Annotated in this window: 11 protein-coding genes; 5 read left to right on the forward strand and 6 right to left on the reverse strand. The window is 74.4% G+C overall.

From position 1 onward, the window contains the following. Nucleotides 1–35 precede the first annotated feature (35 nt). The gene (locus tag AB0K43_RS22280) at nt 36–1169 is read left to right on the forward strand and encodes a hypothetical protein (RefSeq protein WP_363642344.1); all 1134 of its coding nucleotides are present in this window, start codon (nt 36–38) and stop codon (nt 1167–1169) included. A gap of 4 nt (nt 1170–1173) precedes the next feature. Next, nucleotides 1174–11067 carry a hypothetical protein gene (locus tag AB0K43_RS22285; protein WP_363642346.1) on the forward strand — a complete coding sequence of 3298 codons (9894 nt, stop codon included), beginning with the start codon at nt 1174–1176 and terminating at the stop codon, nt 11065–11067. Between the two features lie 87 nt (nt 11068–11154). Here the strand turns inward: AB0K43_RS22285 and AB0K43_RS22290 are convergent, their stop codons facing one another. Further along, nucleotides 11155–12051 carry a LysR family transcriptional regulator gene (locus AB0K43_RS22290; protein ID WP_363642348.1) on the reverse strand — a complete coding sequence of 299 codons (897 nt, stop codon included), beginning with the start codon at nt 12049–12051 and terminating at the stop codon, nt 11155–11157. A 169-nt stretch (nt 12052–12220) separates the two neighbouring features. On the opposite strand from AB0K43_RS22290, the gene AB0K43_RS22295 reads away from it, so the two are divergent. Together AB0K43_RS22295 and AB0K43_RS22300 are read left to right on the forward strand one after the other, a co-directional pair. Then, nucleotides 12221–13099 carry a 2-dehydropantoate 2-reductase gene (locus AB0K43_RS22295; protein ID WP_363642368.1) on the forward strand — a complete coding sequence of 293 codons (879 nt, stop codon included), beginning with the start codon at nt 12221–12223 and terminating at the stop codon, nt 13097–13099. Then, a complete protein-coding gene (locus AB0K43_RS22300; RefSeq protein ID WP_363642350.1) occupies nt 13099–14115 on the forward strand; it encodes a VOC family protein in 1017 nt (338 codons plus the stop codon). Before AB0K43_RS22295 ends, AB0K43_RS22300 begins: the two co-directional genes overlap by 1 nt. Nucleotides 14116–14154: 39 nt before the next feature. On the opposite strand, the gene AB0K43_RS22305 is transcribed toward AB0K43_RS22300, so the two are convergent. After that, the gene (locus AB0K43_RS22305) at nt 14155–15252 is read right to left on the reverse strand and encodes a glutamate--cysteine ligase (RefSeq protein WP_363642352.1); all 1098 of its coding nucleotides are present in this window, start codon (nt 15250–15252) and stop codon (nt 14155–14157) included. A gap of 318 nt (nt 15253–15570) precedes the next feature. Between AB0K43_RS22305 and AB0K43_RS22310 the strand changes: the two genes are divergently transcribed. Further along, on the forward strand, nt 15571–15984 hold the full coding sequence (locus tag AB0K43_RS22310; RefSeq protein WP_363642354.1) for a hypothetical protein: 414 nt from the start codon (nt 15571–15573) through the stop codon (nt 15982–15984). Between the two features lie 339 nt (nt 15985–16323). Here AB0K43_RS22310 and AB0K43_RS22315 read toward each other — a convergent pair whose 3' ends face one another. From AB0K43_RS22315 to AB0K43_RS22330, 4 genes are all read right to left on the reverse strand, one after another. After that, nucleotides 16324–17334, reverse strand: a complete 1011-nt coding sequence (locus AB0K43_RS22315; RefSeq protein WP_363642356.1) for a cation diffusion facilitator family transporter — start codon at nt 17332–17334, stop codon at nt 16324–16326. 61 nt (nt 17335–17395) lie between these two features. Next, on the reverse strand, nt 17396–17860 hold the full coding sequence (locus tag AB0K43_RS22320) for an ATP-binding protein (protein ID WP_363642358.1): 465 nt from the start codon (nt 17858–17860) through the stop codon (nt 17396–17398). 73 nt (nt 17861–17933) lie between these two features. Continuing rightward, nucleotides 17934–18326 (reverse strand): STAS domain-containing protein, encoded by a 393-nt coding sequence (locus AB0K43_RS22325; protein ID WP_363642360.1) that lies wholly within the window; start codon nt 18324–18326, stop codon nt 17934–17936. A 101-nt stretch (nt 18327–18427) separates the two neighbouring features. Continuing rightward, on the reverse strand, nt 18428–18688 hold the full coding sequence (locus AB0K43_RS22330) for a GlsB/YeaQ/YmgE family stress response membrane protein (RefSeq protein WP_363642362.1): 261 nt from the start codon (nt 18686–18688) through the stop codon (nt 18428–18430). Nucleotides 18689–18914 lie beyond the last annotated feature (226 nt).

The raw sequence follows: 18914 nt of genomic DNA on the forward strand, positions 1-18914 counted from the left end.
CACCAGGACCCGGACCACCTTGAACTGGAAGCGCCATGGATGAGCAGGCAGACACGGAGCCGGTGACCGCGCGGATGCGCGAAACCGTGAGCCAAGCGCGGCTGGTCGAGACGGACCAGATCGCCGCCCGGGAGCCGTTCCAGCAGGCGGAGCCGTTGCAGCCGATGGAGCGGGCGCGGATGACGGAGGCGGAGCCGTTGCGGCGGATGGAGGGGGTGCAGGCCACGGCGCCGGAGCCGTTCCAGCAGGCGGAGCCGCTGCGGCGGATGGACGCGGTGCAGGCGGAGCCGTTGCGGCGGATGGAGGGGGTGCAGGCCACGGCCCCGGAGCCGTTCCAGCAGGCGGAGCCGCTGCGGCGGATGGACGCGGTGCAGGCCGAGCCGCTGCGCCGGATGGAGGGGGTGCAGGCCACGGCCCCGGAGCCGTTCCAGCACGCGGAGTCCACGCGGCTGGCCGCGCGGGATTCGCTGGCCCCGACGGAGGCCACCCGGCTGGCCGCGCGGGATTCGCTGGCCCCGACGGAGGCCACCCGGCTGGCCGAGCAGGACTCGCTGCGCCCGACGGAGGCCACCCGGCGCAGTGATCTCGCGCCCGGTCTCGCCGCGACCCGCGGCGCCGCGGCCACCGACCCGGACGGCGCGGAAGCCGCGAAGCGCCGCGCACCGGCCGCCGAACAGGCGCCGCAGGGCTCTGGCGGCTCCGGCGGATCGGCGGGCACCGGCTTCAAGGTCGACCCCGCCCAGTACCAGGCCGCGGTCAGCCCCGTGCTCGCCGCCGCCGATCAACTCTCCCAGCTGGTCACCGGCCTGACCGCGTTCCTGGACCACACCCAGTCCACGGCGCCCTGGGGCAACGACGAGTCCGGCAAGAAGTTCGCCGAGGGGGAGAAGGGCTACCTGAAGTACAGCACCGACACCCTCAAGGGCCTCAAGGGCATGCCCGACTCCGTCCGCTACATCGCCGACGGCCTGAAGGCGATGGCCGAGAACTACCAGTACGCCGAGGACGCCACCACCGCGGTCTTCCAGAGCGACGGCGGCGGCAGCGAGCCCCCGACCGCGCCGCAGGTCGGCACGTACTCCGCCCCGGTCAACCCGACCATCCCCACCGGCGCTCTCGGCAGTATCGCCCAGGGCCGCCCGAGCACGCACACCACCGGAAGGGCCTGATCACATGGCAGTCGAGCTGCCCGAGCCCCTGCAGTGGGTGCTTCTCCTCCTGGCCGGCACCCGCTGGCCCGAGGCCGACGAAGACATGCTGCGCGACATGGCGGAGCGCTGGCGACAGGGCGCCGAAACCCTCGGGGACGCCGGCAAGTCCGCCGACGCCGCGCTGAAGCGCGCGTTGGAGGGCCAGGAGGGCGAGGCCGCCAAGGCGCTGGCCAAGCACTGGGACCAGTTCACCGTCGGCAAGGGCACCGAGGCGGAGCCCGGGTACTTCCCCGGGCTGGTCCAGGCGTGCAACGGCATGGGCGACATGCTGGAGGCGATGGCGAACTCCGCCGAGACCGCGAAGATCCAGATCGTCGCCCAGCTCGGCATCCTGGCCTTCGAGGTCGCCACCGCCGAGGCGGAGGCCCCGTTCACCGCCGGCGTCTCGCTGGCCCAGATCCCGATCGCCGTCGGCATCAGCCGCACCGTCGTCCAGCAGATCCTCAAGACGCTGCTGAAGGAAGCCCTGGAGTTCGCGGCCAAGCAGGCCGCCCAGATGGCGGCGATCAACCTGATGGCCCAGGGCATCGAGGTGATGGAGGGTCACCGCAAGAGCATCGACATGAAGGAGCTCGGGCAGAACGCCCTCGGCGGCGCCGTCGCCGGCGCCAGCGGCCACCTCATCGGCAAGGGGCTCAGTGGGGCCGGCTCCAAGATGGGCCTGGCCGGCGCGATGCAGACCGTCCCCGGCAAGATGGTGCACGGCGCGGCCGTCGGCGTCGGCGCGGACGTCTCCACCCAGCTGATCACCACCGGCCACGTCGAGGGCGGCAGCCTGCTCGGCTCCGGTCTCAGCGGCGGCGCCGCCGTCGGCCTCAAGGCCGGCGCCTCCAACATCAAGGGCCGGTTCAACGGCCCCGGCAACATCCCCACCCCGCACAGTGGCCCGCCGCCCAAGGGAGGTGCCCCGGAGGGTGGTGCGCCGATCGGCGGCGCACCGATCGGCTCCGGCATCGGCGGCCACGGCGAGGGCACCCCGACCTTCTCCAAGCCCGAGACCTCGGCGTCCGCGTACCACGGGCCGGGCGCCGCCCCGTCCACGCACGGTGCTTCGGACGGCGGCTCCACCGGTACGAGCGCTCCGGCGTCCACCGGCGGTGCGAGCGGTGCCGCGAGCCACGTGAGCGAGGGTGGCGGCAGCACCACGACCGGTGGCGGGGGCGGCACCCCCAAGAGCGGCGGCACCGGCGGTCTGGTGCCGTTCGGCTCGGACCGGCCCGCCGCCTCCGGCAGCCACAGCACCGGCGACAGCACCGGCGGAGCCCCGCAGCCCCGCGGCTCGGCGGAGCACTCCGCACCGCCCGCCGACACCGGCGCGGCCGTCCCGCACCAGGCCCCGCCGGCCACGAGCCACGCCACCCCCACCCCGACCGCCACGGACAGCGCGCCCCACAACACGGCGCCGACCGAGCACAGCGCGCCGCGGACCGCCGAACCGGCCCCGGCCGCCGCGCAGCACGTCCGGGAGACGGACGCGCCGACTCCCGCCCCGGCCGCGCACACGGCCCCGGCCCCGCACGCGGCTCCGGAGTCGCACGCGGCCCCGGAGTCACAGCCGGTTGCCCACACGGCTCCCGAGTCGCAGCCGGTTGCGCACACGGCTCCGGAGTCGCAGCCGGCGCCGCACACGACTGCGGAACCGCGCACCACGCCGGACACCACCGTCCGGGCGACCCCGGACAGTGCACCCCATCCCACCGAGGGCGGCGCCCGGCCGACGGCCGACACCCGGGGCCCGGTCACGGAGCAGCCGGTGCACGGGGGTGCGGAGCGCGTACCGACCGCCGCGCCGCACGAGGCGCCGCCCGCGCATGTGTACAGCACCTCGGAGCACGTGCCGAGTTCCACCTCGCACGAGACGCCGGCCACGCAGCCGCCGGTGCACACCACTCCGGAGCACGTGCCGAGTTCGGCCCCGCGTGAGGCGCCGCCCGCGCAGGTGCACGCCGGCCCGGAGCAGGTGCCGACCGTGGCGCCGCACGAGGCGCCGCCCGCCCAGGTGCACAGCACCTCGGAGCACGTGCCGAGTTCGACCCCGCACGAGACGCCGGCCACGCAGCCGCACGACCCGGCCGCCTCGGCCGCCCCGTCCGTCGGTCATGCGACCGTCCCGGGCTCCGCCGGTGCCGGGTCGTCCGGCGCCTCGGTGCCGCATCCGTCGGCCGCCGGTGACCACGGCGGATCCACGCCGCACGACCCTGACCCCGCCGGTACGAGCAGGCTCGACACCGCCGGTCTCGGCGGGATGTCCGTGCCGACCGTGCGGCCCGCCACGGGCGGTGACCACACCTCGCGTGCCAACGACCCCGCGACCGTGCCGCCGCCACCCCCGGCGGACGCCTCCACCGTCACCCCCACGCCGCAGGGCGTGCCGGGCGCGGGCGGTGTCCATGTGCCGACGCAGTCCGGCGGGGCTCACTCCGCCCCGCACAGCTCGACCACCGCGCCGCCGCCGTCCGCGCCGGCCCGGACCACCCCCGCCACCGGACAGGCCGGGCTCGGACCGGTGCGACCGGCGACCGCGACCCCGTCCACCAGCGGTGCCCACGGGACCGGCGGCGGCCTCAACCGTCCGCTCAGCTCCCAGGCCGCCGACCAGATCCACCAGACCCAGCGTGACCAGCGGCAGGCCGAACTCGACGCGCTGCGCCAGAGCGGCAGCAACCGGATCGACCGTACGGCCCAGGACCTGGGCCGTGACCAGCGGTTCTCGACGGTCCGTCCGCCCAACTCCGACGCGCTGGTCCGCGACGTCCCGACGATGTCCCCGCACGAGCGTGCGCGGACGATCGGTGGACTGCCCCCCGCGCAGCGGCGGTGGCTGGCCAAGGACCCGGCGTTCGTGGACTCGCTGAAGGCCGGTCTGCCGCCGAGGGAGTTCGCCCGCACCGCGGCCCAGCTGATGGTCGACGTCGACCCCCGGGCCGGGCGGCCGGCCTCGGCCCGCGCGGAGGCCCAGGCGCAGGCGGAGCGGATGCTCCAGGACCCGGATGTGGCAGCCACGTTGCTGAAGAACGGTGCCGGGATCGTGGTGGTGCCGAAGGACGTCTCGATGACGGACGTCAGCGCCTTCCACAACATGCGCGGCACCACGGCGGGCGGCGCCTCCGGCGGCGGCCGTGGCTGGGACGACGTGCGTGGTTCGGGTGGACGCCGCGCGGCGGTGACCGAGGAGAACCTGCTCGGCGAGGACACCTCCGTCGGCAACGCCTCGCACTACCAGGACGGTTACTCGACCACGACGCACGAGTTCGCCCACACCATCCACATGAACGGTCTCTCGCCGACCGATCGCGCCACCATCACCTCCAGCTACCAGAACAAGCACAACGACCCGAACGCGGTCTGGAGCGACGGTCCGCGCCACGACCTCCAGAACAACCCCGTCGACAACTACGCCTCGCGCGACGAGCTGGAGTACTTCGCGCAGGTCACCAACGCGTACCTGGGCACCAACCACGGCACCGACCCGCACACCGGCCAGAACCGGAACAACGGGCCGGCCTGGGTGCGGGCGAACGAGCCGGCCCTCGTGCCGCTGCTGGAACGGCTGTACGGGCCGGACCCGGTCGCGGTGCACCGGGACCCGGCGAACCCGGTCGAGGCGGTCCGGGCCGAGAACGACATGTACGAGGGACTGCGGGACTTCACGGAGCGGGTGGAGAACCCCACCCCGGTGCCGGCGCCCGCCAACCCGCACCCGGCGCCCGCCGGCAACCACACCCCGCCGACATCGACGGCGCCCCAGCACCCGGCGCCCCAGCACCCGGCACCTCAGCACCCGGCACCTCAGCACCCGGCGACCGCCGGGGGCACGCACGGGCAGGTACCGCCGCCGCCGAGTGTTCACGGCGACGGAAACGTTCACGATGGCGTGAATACTCACTCCGGCGCGAACGTTCGCTCGGTGCCCGACGTTCACGAGAGCGCACACGCTCACGAGAATGCCAATGTTCACGACAGCGCCAACGTTCACGACACCAACACCATTCACGATGATGTGAATGCTCGCGGTGACGCGGACGGTGCGCCGCAGCACCCGGGCAAGCCCGAGAACATGACGCACGAGCAGATGGTGGACTCCGAGTTCCGGCTGGGGACGGCCGCGTTGCTGGAGCAGAGCGTGATGAGCCACCTGCGCCAGAGCGGGCTCGATCTGCCCGAGGGCTCCGTGGTGCTCGGCGGTGGCGGTGGCGTGGCCGCGATCCAGCTGCACCGCCCGGTCCAGGACCTCGACATGCGGCTGTCCTTCGACCGGCCGATCAGCAACCCGAACGAGGTGCTGGAGCACCTGGCCAACAACGTCCTCACCGACGGCCATGTGGTGCCGGGGCGCCGCGATCAGTCGACCACGGTGAACGGCAAGTTCGGCGGTCTGGACGCGAGCATCACGCTCGCACCGGTCCGCTCGCAGGAACACCAGATGCAGGTCGTCGTCGACGGGCACACGCCCACCGGCGAGACGGTCCCGATCAAGGTCGTGGCCAGCGAGGACCTGCTCGGTGACAAGATCTCCGCACTCGCGATGCGCAAGCAGGGCGAGAACGTCACGGTGGCGATGCTGCGGGAGAAGCGGGTGCGGGACGCGCTCGACGTCCTGACGCTCCACTCGAAGCTGGACAACCAGGCGCTCGACAACCTGCGGACCAACCGCGAGAACATGGGACCCGCGATCGGCAAGCTGGCCGACGTGGTGGCGGACGTGACCAGGCACTCCTCCGACCGGTTCACGCCCGAGCAGTTGCAGACGCTCAACGAGATCTCCAACCGGCTCGGCAGCGAGCCGACCGCCAAGCCGGTGCGGACGCCCAAGCCGAAGCCCACCCCGGAGGAACTCGCCGAGCTCAAGGCCGCGAAGGAGCGCCGCAAGGCGGAGGCCGCCGCGGCCAAGGCGTCGGGCTCCGGCAGCGGAAGCGGTAGTACCAGCCGGTCCATGGACGATGGCTCCCGGCCGAGTCCTACCCCCGCCCCTGCCCCCGCCCCGCCGCCGCCGGCCACGCCGACCAACAACCAGACCCACGCCAACCAGACCCACACGCCCACGCCGACCCCGACGCCGGCTCCCGCGCACGGCGGCCTCGGCCCGGTACGCCCTGCCGCCGGCACCGGGCAGCCGTCCACCTCGACGTCCGCCGGCTCCTCCCTCGGTCCGGTCTCCCGGGGCGGCAGCAATCAGCCCCCCGCCCACGACCAGAGCCAGAACCAGAACCAGAGCCAGAACCAGAACCAGGGCACGGCGCCACGCCCGGACATCTTCGAGCAGCGTCGTCTGGAGCGGCAGGCCGAACTCGACGCGCTGAACACCTCCGGGGAGGGGCGGGTCGGCCAGACCATCGCCGACTCCGGCCGGGAGCAGCGGTTCCAGGCGACCCAGCCGCCCAACGCCGACCGCCTGGTCAGCGACGTGCCGACGATGAGCGAGCACGACCGCCTGGAGACGATCGGCAACCTCCGCCCCGAGTACCGGCGTTGGCTCGCCCAGAACGGCCCCGTGGTGGACAACCTGCGCAGCACGTTGCCCCCGCAGGAGTTCGCGCGTACGGCGGCCCGCCTGATGGTGGACGTCGACCCGCGGGTCAGCGACCCGGGCCCGGCCCGCCGCGAGGCGGAGGAGCAGCTCGCCCGGATGTTGCAGGACCCGGAGGTGACCGCGAACCTGCTGAAGAAGGGCGCGGGCATGTACGTGGTCCCCAAGGACGTCCCGATGACCGACTCCGCGCCGTACCGTTCGCTGCGGGGCACCCAGGCCGCGGGCGATGCGGGCGGCGGGCGTGCCTGGGAGGACGTGCGCGGTACCGGTGCCCGCCGGGCCGCGGTGACCGAGGAGAACCTGCTCGGGGAGCACACCACGATCGGCGGCCGGCCGCACTACGAGGACGGCTACTCGACCACCACCCACGAGTTCGCCCACACCATCCACCGGGAGGCCCTCGGTCCGGCGGACCGTCAGCTCATCACCGAGGCCTACCAGAACAAGATCGACACCGACCACCTCGCCCGGACCTTCGGCGAGGAGAGCCCGGTGCAGTGGTCGGACGGCCCGCGCCGCCCGGACGGGCAGAACGGCGACAACTACGCCTCCCGCGACGAGCAGGAGTACTTCGCCCAGGTCACCAACGCCTACCTGGGCACCAACCACGGCACCGACCCCTACACCGGCGAGCCCCGGCACAACGGCGCCGACTGGGTGCGGGCCAACGAGCCCGACCTGCTGCCGCTGCTGGAGCGCCTCTACGGCCCGGACCCGGAGCCGATCCGGGCCAACCCGGTCAACGAGAACGACACGCTGCGCAGCGTCCGCGACCTGTTCGGCGACGAGGACCCGGCCGGGCAGCCACAGCATCCGGCACCGCCGACCCGGCCGGTGCCGCCGGTCCCGCCCACCCCGATCGTGCCGCCGGCCGCAGGTGGGACGGCGACCGGTCACGGTTCCTCGTCCGGCAGCGACACCAGCAGCCTGCACTCGCCGGTCGAGAGCGTCAGCTCGCAGGGTTCGCACCGTGACCCGGCGGACCCGTTCCGGGACCCGTCGGACCGCTCCGACGACAGTGACTCGGACACCGAGAGCGTCAGCTCGCAGAGCTCCCACAGCTCGCAGGGCTCGCACCGCGACCCGGCCGACCCGTTCCGGGACCCGTCCGACCGCTCCGACGACAGCGATTCGGACACCGAGAGCGTCAGCTCGCAGAGCTCCCACAGCTCGCAGGGCTCGCACCGCGACCCGGCCGACCCGTTCGCGGACCCGGTGACCCCGCACACCCAGGCACCCCCGCCGCCGGCCCCGCCCGCGCCGCCGGCTCCTCCCGTGCAGCGGGCGCCGCACGTGGAGGTGCCGCCCCCGCCGCCCGTCCCGTCCAACACCGCCACCTCGGGCAGCGAGACCAGCAGCGTGCACTCGCCGGTCGAGAGCGTCAGCTCCCAGGGTTCGCACCGTGACCCGGCGGACCCGTTCCGGGACCCGTCGGACCGCTCCGACGACAGCAGCTCGGACACCGAGAGCGTCAGCTCCCGGGAGTCGCAGAACTCCCAGGACTCCCAGGACTCCCAGGGCTCGCACCGTGACCCGGCCGACCCCTTCCGGGACCCGTCCGACCACTCCGACGACAGCAGCTCGGACACCGAGAGCAGCAGCTCCCGGGACTCCGACGGTTCGGACCGCGACACCCACGGATCGCACGACAGCCACGACAGCTCGTCCACCCACGACCGCTCGTCCGAGGACGGGACCGGCGCGCCGCGCAGTTGGAACGCCGATCGCCAGCTGCTGGACCCCCCGCAGGAGCGGGCGGACCGGCTGCGCGAGCAGCTCGGCCTCGGCGCGGACAAGTCGGACGCGGAGCTGCACACCCTCGTCCGGGACGCCCGCAGCGGCAAGGTCGACGAGCTCGCGCGCTGGGTGGACGCGAACGGTACCGGCGCGGTGCACGCGCTCGGCAAGGAGATCCCGGAGCACGCGCTCTGGGGCCTCGGCCGCGAACGTCCGGCCCACCAGGAGGACTTGCTGGGCGCCATCGCCGAGCGCCGCGGCGGCAACCCGCCGTCGCAGCAGGAGGTCGCCGCGCGCCGGGAGGTGTTCGAGAAGCTCCAGCAGCACGAGTCGGTCACGGTCGTCGTCGAGTCCGGCCCGGGATCGGGCCACCAGGCCGCGGCCGTCACGCTGGTCCGCTCGCTGCGCGAGCTGGGCTACCGGGGCGACATCCAGATGGTCGCGCCGCTGAGCGTGCAGTCCCGCCTGGAGCGGATGCTCAACGCGGACGAACTCGGCGTCACCGGACCGGCGTACGTCAAGGAGGAGCTCGACCCCGAGAAGGAGTACGCCGAGCCGGTCCGCCCGGATCTCGGCCGCGGCCCGACCTTCGTCGCGGCCAGCGACGGCCTGGAGGCCAACAGCGAGTCGGCCCACGCCCTGCTGTCCTTCACCGGCGCGGACAAGGCACTGGTGCTCACGCCGTACGCCTGGTCGCACCCGCGCGCCGTGTACGAGCGCACGCCGGGCGAGGACGGCGGATCGGCGTACACCGCCCACCACATCGACGCGGGGGTCAGCTCCGGCAACGGCCTCTACCAGTTCCACATCCCGACGCCGGAGAAGGTGGCGTTCCCCGACGACCCCAAGCTGCAGGCGATCGCGGACTCGGTGGCCGGCGGCAAGGTCGACATGATGCCGGTCTACGGGCTGGCGCGGATGGACGACCGGCTCCGCGCCAGCGGGCCGGAGTACCTGGCCTCGGCGATCCGCGAGTCGGGTGTGCAGGAGGTCGACGGGGTACGGACGTACGGCAAGCCGGCGGTCATGGTGGAGGTCGGCGGCCGGGAGATCGGCCATGCGCCGAAGTTCGAGCCGGACTGGCTGAAGCGGGCCGACCTGGACACCGCGGACGTGCCCAAGCTGCTGTCCGAGCTCAAGGACGGCGAGGTCCTGCTGCTGCGCAGCTCCGGGACCACGCAGGGGAACTTCGAGAAGCTGTTCCAGCTCGGTGACCTGCCGGCGATCCAGGAGGGCGCCAACACCACCAACGCCAGCCAGCTCACCGGACGCCCGTACCTGTCCCCGAACGTCTCCACGACCCCCTATCCGGGGATCCACGAGCCGGCGGCGGCGGACCTGCTGCAGGCGCGGGTGGCGAACGCCCTCGGCGGGAACGGCTCGGCCGAGCTGCCCGACCTGTCGCGGGCCCGGGACGCCTGGGACCAGGCCACCTGGCGCAACCCGGAGCCCTCCCACGAGGACTACCGCAACGCGGCCGGCGCCTTGCGGGACGCGGCCGACGGGGTGGACCGGCTGGCCGCCGAGCAGCAGGACCCGGCGGTCGGCCGGACCCTGCGCGACGCCGCCGACCGGGCCCGTGACGACGCGGCGGTGCTGGAGCGTTCCGCGCAGGCGCTGCACGTCAACGAGGACCTCACCCGGGCGACGGACGGGATGAACGCGGGCACCGAGTGGTCCGACCGGGCCAAGGAGTCGCAGGCGCACAACCAGCTCGGCAAGGTCAAGTGGGGTCGGGAGATCCTGGAGGGATGGCGCAAGGAGGCCGACCACCAGGCCGACGCCGACGCCTTGCAGATGCCGGTGGACAAGCTCCAGGACTTCGCCCGGGCGATGGTCAGCAGTTCGGACCGCACCCGCGACCCCAACCCCGCGGAGCTGCAGCAGGGGCAGGACAAGGTCTACGAGATCCTCTCCCAGGGCCTGAGCCCGCAGGACGCGACGGCCCTGCTCCAGCACATGGACCGCAGCCACTGGGAGGAGGAGATGGTCCGCACCAACATCACGCCGTCGATCAGCCTGGGCCACCCGGACGTGGTCCGCGCCAACTTCGACACCCTGTTGGAGCAGGTCAAGGCGAACGAGGAGTTCTACCGCGGCGAGGTGGTCGCCGAGCTGGGGCACCTGTCCAACGAGCCGAGGCCCGAGGGCGTCGCGGCCATCGCCGAGGTGTTGCGCGGCTACCGCACCCCGGACTCGCCGTTCCGGACCTACAACAGCGAGGTCGGCGGCCGGGCCAGGGACTGGCGGCAGGACCAGCTGCTGATGGGCCTGCTGCACATGGACAACCCGCACGTCCTCACCGAGGAGAGCGTCCAGCGGTCGGCCGAGGCGGAGTTGGCCGACCGCAGGGAGGCGCCCGCCCGGGAGGCCAGGGCCCGGGCGGCGGCCGAGCAGCGGCGGCTCAACGAGGAGAAGCGCCGCCTGGAGCAGGAGCGGGTCCAGGCCCAGCTGGAGGAGGCCCGCCGGGCCCGCGCGGCCCAGGCCGCCGCACCGCCCGTCCAGCAGCCGCCCGCCCAGCAGCAGCCGACGCCCGCGGAGGAGAGCGACGGCGAGGAGATGGACATCGACATCGATGACCTCTTCTGATCCGTCAGCGGTTGGTACCCGCCCCCGGCCCGCGCTCCACCGCGCGGCCGGGGGCGCCCGGCGTGGCTCCGTCGGCCGCGACCGGCCCTAAGGGTTCCGCGGGCCGCAGTGGCGCGTGACGGTCTCGGCGAACGCCCGGGCCAGTGGGGAGAGGGCGTCCCAGCGCCGCACCGCCCAGCCCGCGGTAAGGGCCGGGAGCGCGGGGATGGGGATCAGCCGCAGGTTGGGATGCCCGGGCCCGCTCCAGGCGGGCAGGGTCGGGACCACGGCGTGCCCCAGGCCCAGCTCGGCGAGCAGGATCGCGGTGTCCCAGTCGGCGACGCTGGTGTCGAACACCGGCTGGATGCCGGAGTCCGCGAGCCAGTCGGCGAGTTGCAGGCGGGAGGTCGAGTTCCGGGGGAGCCCGATCAGCCGGGCGTCCAGCAGGTCGACCGGTGCCAGCACGGCCCTGGCCGCCAGCGGGTCGCTCGCCGAGACGGCCAGCGACCAGGGCAGCTCGACCACGGGGTGCTGTTCGGCGGCGGGGCTCGCGGGCCCGAGGGTGATCCACGCCAGGTCGACGCCGCCGGCGGCCAGCGCGTCGAAGCAGCCGCGGCTGGAGGTCTCGGTCTGGAACTCCAGGCTGGCCAGCGGAAATCGGCGGCGGAAGTCGACGACGGCGGCGGCCATGAAGTGCCGGACGGTGGTGGCGCCGGTCGTGATCCGCACCGATCCGCGCTCTCCGCGAGCGGCCTCCTCCAGCTGGCGCAGCGCATGGTCGATGCACCCCAGCCCCGCCGTGACCGCCGCGGACAGCGTGCGCCCGGCCGGCGTCGGCACCACCCCCCGGGTGTGCCGTTCGAGCAGGCTCAGGCCCAGCTCACGTTCCAGCCGCTTCACATGCTGGCTGACCGCCGACTGGGTGCAGGACAGCTCACGGGCGGCCGCACTCAGTGAGCCGGTCCGGCAGACCACGGTCAGGATGCGGAGATCGTCAAGGGTCACGGCGACCCAAGGTATCGCTTGGGTGTATGCCAGCAAACCCGAGGATTGACTTGGGTTTCCGGGGTGCTTGATCATCGGAGCAGGGCGCGGGGGCGGCGACGCCGCTCCGCGGCCCCAACCGATCCGGACACGGTGAGCGCAAGGAGCGCACGTGACAACGACCAACGTGATGACGGTGGCCATCCTCGGACCCGGCGGTGTCGGAGGCCTGGTGGGCGCGCTGCTCGCCCGCGCCGGCCACCGCGTCGTCTGCCTGGCCGGTGAGCGCACCGCCGCCGTGCTGAACCAGGACGGCCTGCGGATCGAGAGCGCCCGGTACGGGGACTTCACCGCGGCGGTGCAGGCCGACACCCGGCTGCGACAGCCGGTGGACGCGCTCTTCGTGACGGTCAAGCAGACCGCCCTGCAGCTCGCCCTCGACCGCGTCCCGGCCGCCGTCCTCGGCGGCGCGACGGTCGTCCCGCTGCTCAACGGCCTCGACCACCTCGCGCTGCTGCGCGGGCGCTACCCGGCGGCCGCGGTCGTCGCCGGCGCGATCCGGGTCGAGACCACCCGCACCGCCCCGGGGCACATCGTCCACACCAGCCCCTTCGCCGATCTCGAACTGGCCGCGCCGCTCGACGAGTTCGCGGACCGGCTGCGGCACGCCGGTCTCGGCGTGACCCTGCGCACCGACGAGGGCGCCGTGCTCTGGGGCAAGCTGGCCTTCCTCGCCCCGTTCGCGCTGCTGACCACCCGCCACCGGGCCGAGGTCGGGACGATCCGTACCGACCGGCGCCCCGAACTGCTCGCCGTGCTCGACGAGATCACCGCGGTGGCCCGGGCCACCGGCACACCCGTGACGGCGGACAGCGTGCTCTCGTTCTTCGACCGGGCCCCGAGCACCATGAAGTCCTCGATGCAGCGGGACGCCGAGGCCGGACGCCCGCTCGAACTCGACGCCATCGGCGGAGCGGTCCTGCGGGCCGCGGCCGCCCACGGCATCGACACCCCGGCCACGGCCCGGCTGGTCGCCGAGGTGGCCCGCGGCGCGAACCAGGAGGCGTGATGGCACCGATCGACGATGCCCGGGCCGGCAGCCCGCCGGGCGGTCGTGCCTCGGCCGGAGACCGGCCGGCCGTCGAGGAGTTCCTGCGCTCCCGGGGCGCGGGGGAGATCCCCCACCCCGGCGGAACGCTGCTGGACCACCTGATCCGCGTCGCGCGCCGGCTGGCCGACTGGGGCGCCGATCCGGACCTCCGGGCCGCGGGGCTGTGCCACGCGGTCTACGGCACCGACGGGTTCGACCGGGCCCTCGCGGACCTCACCGAGCGCGCACTCCTCGCCGAGCTGATCGGCGAACGGGCCGAGGCGCTGGTCCACCTCTACGCCTGCTGCGACCGCGGTGTCGTACATCCGCGTCTGGCGGGTGGCCGCCCGGTGGTCTTCCGCGACCGCTTCACGGGGCGCGAGCACACCCCGCCGGAGCCGGACCTGCGGGCCTTCCTGGAGATCACCGCCGCCAACGAGCTCGACGTGCTGGCGCACGACCCCGAGCTCGCCGACCACTACGGGCCGGCGCTCCAGCAACTGTTCGACCGCTCGGGCGACCTGCTCTCCGTCGCGGCGCGGGAGGCCTGCGAACAGCAGCTCGGCCGGTACGCCCCGGATCCGGCGCCGGGTATCCGGATCACGGGCCTGGACCACCTGGTGCTGACCGTCCGCGACCTCGATCGCACCGTCGACTTCTACGAACGCGTGCTGGGGATGGACCCCGTCACCTTCGGTGAGGGGCGCCGGGCGCTGGCCTTCGGTGCCAGCAAGATCAACCTCCACCGGGTCGACCACGAGCTCCGCCCGCACGCCGAGCGCCCCACGGCCGGCAGCGCCGACCTGTGCCTGATCACCGACACCCCCCAGGAGGCGGTGCTGGCCCGGCTCGCGGCCGTCGGCGTGCCGGTGGAGGAAGGCCCCGTGCGGCGCACCGGTGCCCGGGGCCCGATCACCAGCACCTACCTGCGCGACCCGGACGGCAACCTGATCGAGATCAGTACCTATGACCGTCCGGCACCGACGGGCGGCTGACACTCAGGGCCGCCGGGCCGGGGAGCCGGCGAACGGCCGTCAGCCGGCGACGGCGCAGTCCAGCAGGTGCTTGGTGAGGCCTTCACGGCCGGACTCGCGGAACCAGCGCCGCTGGCGGTCGGCGCCGGTGCCGGCGGCGAGGAACTCCTGCCAGAGCCGGTCGACGGCGTGGGTGTCACCGGTGAGTTCCAGCCCGGGGGCGAGGTACTCCCGGAGCTCGTCCAGCACGGCGGTGGCGGGTCTGGCGGCGCCGTCGCGGGCGGAGACCAGGTTGCCGGCGAGGCCGTCGTGGGCGGCGTGCCAGACGGCCGCCCGCAGGAGCTCCTCCGGCCGCTCCGGGCGCGGGTCGCCGCGGCGCTCGGCGAGCAGCGCGGAGGCGACCAGCCCGCGGATCACTCCGGCGATCAACTCGGCATCGGATACGGTCAGTTGGACGTCGGGGGCGCGCACCTCGATGGTCGGGAAGCGCTCGGAGAGCCGGGCCGTCCAGTAGAGCTGGCCGGCGTCACGGATCGCCCCGGCCGCCAGCAGGGCCCGCACCCTGCGGCGGTAGTCGGCGGCGTCCCGAAAGGACGGCTGCGGGCCGCTGACCGGCCAGCGGTCGAAGTGGATGGTGCGCCAGCTGGCGAACTCGGTGTCGGCGCCGCACCACAGCGGCGAGTTGCCCGCCATCGCGACCAGGACCGGCAGCCAGGGGCGGATCCGGTCGAGGGCGGCGACCCGCTCGTCCTCGTCCTCGACCCCGACGTGGACGTGCATCCCGTTCAGCATCAGGTCGTCGACCAGCTGCGGGGCCTGCGCCCGGGCGGTGCGGTAGCGGTCCCGGTCGGTGACCGGGACGGGGCCGTCGGCGGCGAACGGCGCGCCGCCGACCGCGACGATCCGGCAGCCCCACTGGGCGGCGGAGGCGTTCAGGGCGGCCCGCATCCGGCGCAGGTGGCGGGCGCCGGCGGCGAGGTCGTGGCAGACGGGCGTGGCGACCTCCAGCTGGACCTGCAGCAGTTCGTGCTGGGCCTCGCTCGGCCGGAGCGCGGGGCGCAGATCGGCGGCCAGCAGGACCTCCTCGGCGCGCGGCACCGGCACACCGGTGTCAGGGTCGATCAGCAGGTACTCTTCCTCGACTCCGAAGGTCAGCATGGGCTGCGACTACCCCCGTACGGTCGGCCGAATGCACCGACTCCTCCACCTTCACCCCGATCGGGATGGTTGGTGGAGGTTGAGCAGCACCGCCCCCGGGCCGTCGCTCGTCGTCAGGCCCGGGAGCCGGCTGCCGAGGCCGCGACCCGGGGGGAGGGGATGCGGCCTCGGAGCCTCGTCTCACCGCTGACGGCGAACGCAAACGCGCCCGGGGCCGTGGGTTTGCCGCGGCGTTCCGGGGCAAGGCGAGCGGCGGCGCCGCGTGACCGTGCGCCGCGCCCGACCCGTCCGTCCCGCACCGACCGGAGGCTGGTAGCGATGAAACCCGAGGACCACGATCGGAACGGCACCCCCGAGGCGAGCGGCACCGCCGCCCACCCGGGGATCGGCACCCCCGTACCGGACGACCCGGAGCTGCTGCTCGGGGACGCCCTGGCCGCCCAGGACCTGCTCGGCGTCGGGCAGGCGCGATCCGCCGAGGACGAGCACACCGTGCTGGAGCGGGCCCGCGACTCGGTGCACCGGGTGACGGCCGCCGCCGCCCATGCCGGGGACGCCGGCCTCGGCCGGGTCCGCCAGGTGGCGGAGCGCGCCCGCAGCGGGCACCCGGTGGACGGCGAGGGAGGCTGGGAGGGGGCGGTACCGCCCGCCCGGCGGAGCCCGTACCTGATCGCCGTCGGTGTGACGGCGGGCGCGCTGCTCGCCTGGGCCGTCCTGCGGCACCGGCGCTGAACCCCGGCCGGCAACGGCCCTCACCTCCCAGGAGCGTTCACGATGAGCCGTCCCGGCGAGCCCGTGCCGCCGAACCCGACACCCGCCCCCGGCCCGGGCGGTCCGGGCCCCGGCCCGTTGCCGGGCCCGGCACCAGGACCTGGCGGGCCGGATCCGGTGCCGCCGACCCCCGAACCGCCGACTCCCGCCCCGCCGGAGCCCGAGCCGTGGCCGCCCGTGCCGCCGCCCCCGCTGCCCGGCCCCGAGCCGGCGCTGCCGGCCTCCGGCTGACCCGCCCGTACGACGGCGCCCCGACGCGATCCCCGCGCCGGGGCGCCGCTCCGTGCGGGGGCGGAACCCTCAGCCGTCGCCCGGCGCGGGCGCCGTGTCCGACCAGGGCGGGGTGGGGTCGATGAAGACCTGGCGAACGGTGGGGAAGCGCTCGCGGATGCGCCGCTCGGCCCGCTCGCAGGCCGCCTCGACGGCGGCTGATCCGTGCTCGTCGTGGAAGTCGACCCGGGCCGCCAGCAGGACCTCGCGCGGGCCGAGCACCATGGTGAACAGGGTGAACACCCGGGCCGTCTCGGGAAGCGCCTGGAGCTCCGCGCGCAGTGCCTCCCGCATGGCGGGCGGCACCGCCCGGCCGATCAGCAGCGACTTGTTGGAGCTGGTCAGCACCACGGCGACGACCGCCAGCAGTACGCCGATGAGCACGGACGCGAGCCCGTCCCAGACGGCGGAGCCGGTCAGCTGCGAGCCGGCCAGGCCGGCCGCCGCGATCGCCAGGCCGACCAGGGCGGCGGAATCCTCCAGGGCGACGGCCTTGACCGTGGTGTCGGGGGTGACCTGCAGCAGCCGCAGCGAGGACACCCGCCAGCGGGCGGCCTCGCTGCGGACCTGCTTCGCCGCCTGGCGCCAGGAGACGCCCTCGCAGAGTGCGGCGAGGGCCAGCACCGCGTACGAGAGAGGGTAGTGCCCGGGTGCCTCCCCGCCGGTGATCTCCTGCACACCGTGCACGATCGAGACCAGCGCGCCGGCCAGGAAGGTGGCCAGGGCGGCGAGGAAGGCCCAGAAGTACGCCTCGTGGCCGTGGCCGAACGGGTGCTCCTCGTCCGCGGGCCGGTCGGCCCGGCGCAGCGCGGTCAGGAGCAGGAGTTCGGTGACGGTGTCGGCGACCGAGTGGGCGGCCTCGGACAGCATCGCGGCGGAGCCGCCGATCAGGCCGACGAAGGCCTTCGCCACGGCGATCACCAGGTTGGCGGCGGTGGCCACCAGGACGGTGCGGGTGCTCTCCGACGTCCCCTCGACGGCTTGCCGGGACGCGATGTCGGGGACGTGGTCCGGCCGGCCCGCGGCCTGGTTGGCAGTCATGCGGTTCGCCTGCCCGGCGCCCCGGGCGCCAAACGGTGCCCCAGCCGCGGGGCTGGGGCGCTCAGGCTTCGGGCGCCGGGACACCAGGCCTGCGCACCTCGGCCCAGACCGTCTTGCCGGCGTCGTGCAGGGTCACTCCCCAGTCGTCCACCAACTGCTGGACGATGTGCAGCCCGTGGCCGCCCGGCAGGCCGGGGCGGTGCGGACGGCTGGGCACCGGCATGGTCCGGGCGGCGTCCGTGACTTCGATCCGCAGCCGGTCCGGGGTCAGGTGCAGGCCGAGCTGGAGTGCCCCGCCGGCGTGCAGGCGGGCGTTGGCGATCAGCTCGGAGACGACCAGGAGCAGGTCCTCCACCGCCCCGTCGCCGGGCCAGGCCCAGTCGGTCAGGGCGGTGCGGGCGGCGTCCCGGCCGAGCACCACCTGCCGGGGCAGCCCGGCCAGTCGGACGGTCCGCCGCTGCCCGACGGCGGGCACGCCGATTCGGAGCCGCTCGACGGCCTCGGCACCGTTCTGACCGCTGGTCATCTGTTCACCCCGGCATGCTCGTTCATGAGTGGTCGATGGGGACGGGTCTCGCGCCCGGGGGGCCGGCCGCCGCTCACGTCCCGGCGAGGGCGTCGGCGAGCGAGGCGTGCACGGAGAACACGGTGCCCGCCCCGGTCAGCTCCAGCAGCCGACCGAACTGGCCGTCGGGTGCGACGGCCAGCCGGAGCTCGACCTCCGCGTCCTGGGCGGCGAGCCTGGTGCGGAGCAGCAGGTTGAGCCCGGAGGAGTCGCAGAAGCTCAGCTCCGCCAGGTCCACCACCACCCGGGCCGGGGCGGCCGCCAGCGCCTGGGTCAGCACCTCGGCGGCCGGGGCCAGCGTGTCCAGATCGAGCTCACCGGCCAGGGCGACCAGCACGGCACTGCCGCGCCGCTCCTGACGGGCGGTCAACCGCTCTCCCGGGGCGGTGCCGCCGTGGCGCTCCGCCTCGAACCCGCTTTTGGACATCCACCCCTCCGTGCCGCCTTCGACCACCGCCGACGATAGGCCGGGGAGGGGGCGGAACGGAAGGGTCCTTCCGGCCTCGGGCGGCCCGGGCACGGCGGGGATCAGCGGCCCCGGCGGGACCAGGCGGGACTCACCAGGCCTATCAGCACGGCGGCGGCGCCGACCTGCAGCAGGTGCCGGACCCAGTCGACGCCACCCGTGTCGCGGACGCCGAGGACCCCGGCCAGGCTGTTGCCGATCAGGCCGCCGACGATGCCCAGCAGCACGGTCAGCCAGAGCGGGATGGCCTGGCGCCCGGGCAGCAGCAGCTTGGCGAGCAGGCCGATCACGAGGCCCGCGAGGATGGCCCACAGGATGGTCATGGAAACCCCTTTTGTCCGTTCCGTCCCGGGCTGTCCGGAGACAGTCCTCGCATGCCCGCGTTCCGGCGGCGCACGCACGCCGGGTGAATGTGTTGCGGCGGCGATGAAGGTGTCCTCATGCGTCGGAGGCAGTGAAGGGTGTGTGTGGGCGGGGTCGGTTCGGCATGGTCGGGGTACACGCCGTGGGTCAGAGCGCGAACGAACCACGTACCCGGACCGGAAGAGG

Source organism: Kitasatospora sp. NPDC049258 (assembly GCF_040678895.1).
Taxonomy (GTDB): domain Bacteria; phylum Actinomycetota; class Actinomycetes; order Streptomycetales; family Streptomycetaceae; genus Kitasatospora.

Excerpts from the sequence above, each read along its gene's own strand:
- AB0K43_RS22285 (WP_363642346.1), top strand. The coding sequence starts at position 1,174 with ATGGCAGTCGAGCTGCCCGAGCCCCTGCAGTGGGTGCTTCTCCTCCTG.
- AB0K43_RS22280 (WP_363642344.1), top strand. The coding sequence starts at position 36 with ATGGATGAGCAGGCAGACACGGAGCCGGTGACCGCGCGGATGCGCGAA.
- AB0K43_RS22305 (WP_363642352.1), bottom strand. The coding sequence starts at position 15,252 with ATGCTGACCTTCGGAGTCGAGGAAGAGTACCTGCTGATCGACCCTGAC.
- AB0K43_RS22325 (WP_363642360.1), bottom strand. The coding sequence starts at position 18,326 with ATGTCCAAAAGCGGGTTCGAGGCGGAGCGCCACGGCGGCACCGCCCCG.
- AB0K43_RS22295 (WP_363642368.1), top strand. The coding sequence starts at position 12,221 with ATGACGGTGGCCATCCTCGGACCCGGCGGTGTCGGAGGCCTGGTGGGC.
- AB0K43_RS22330 (WP_363642362.1), bottom strand. The coding sequence starts at position 18,688 with ATGACCATCCTGTGGGCCATCCTCGCGGGCCTCGTGATCGGCCTGCTC.
- AB0K43_RS22320 (WP_363642358.1), bottom strand. The coding sequence starts at position 17,860 with ATGACCAGCGGTCAGAACGGTGCCGAGGCCGTCGAGCGGCTCCGAATC.
- AB0K43_RS22300 (WP_363642350.1), top strand. The coding sequence starts at position 13,099 with ATGGCACCGATCGACGATGCCCGGGCCGGCAGCCCGCCGGGCGGTCGT.
- AB0K43_RS22315 (WP_363642356.1), bottom strand. The coding sequence starts at position 17,334 with ATGACTGCCAACCAGGCCGCGGGCCGGCCGGACCACGTCCCCGACATC.
- AB0K43_RS22310 (WP_363642354.1), top strand. The coding sequence starts at position 15,571 with ATGAAACCCGAGGACCACGATCGGAACGGCACCCCCGAGGCGAGCGGC.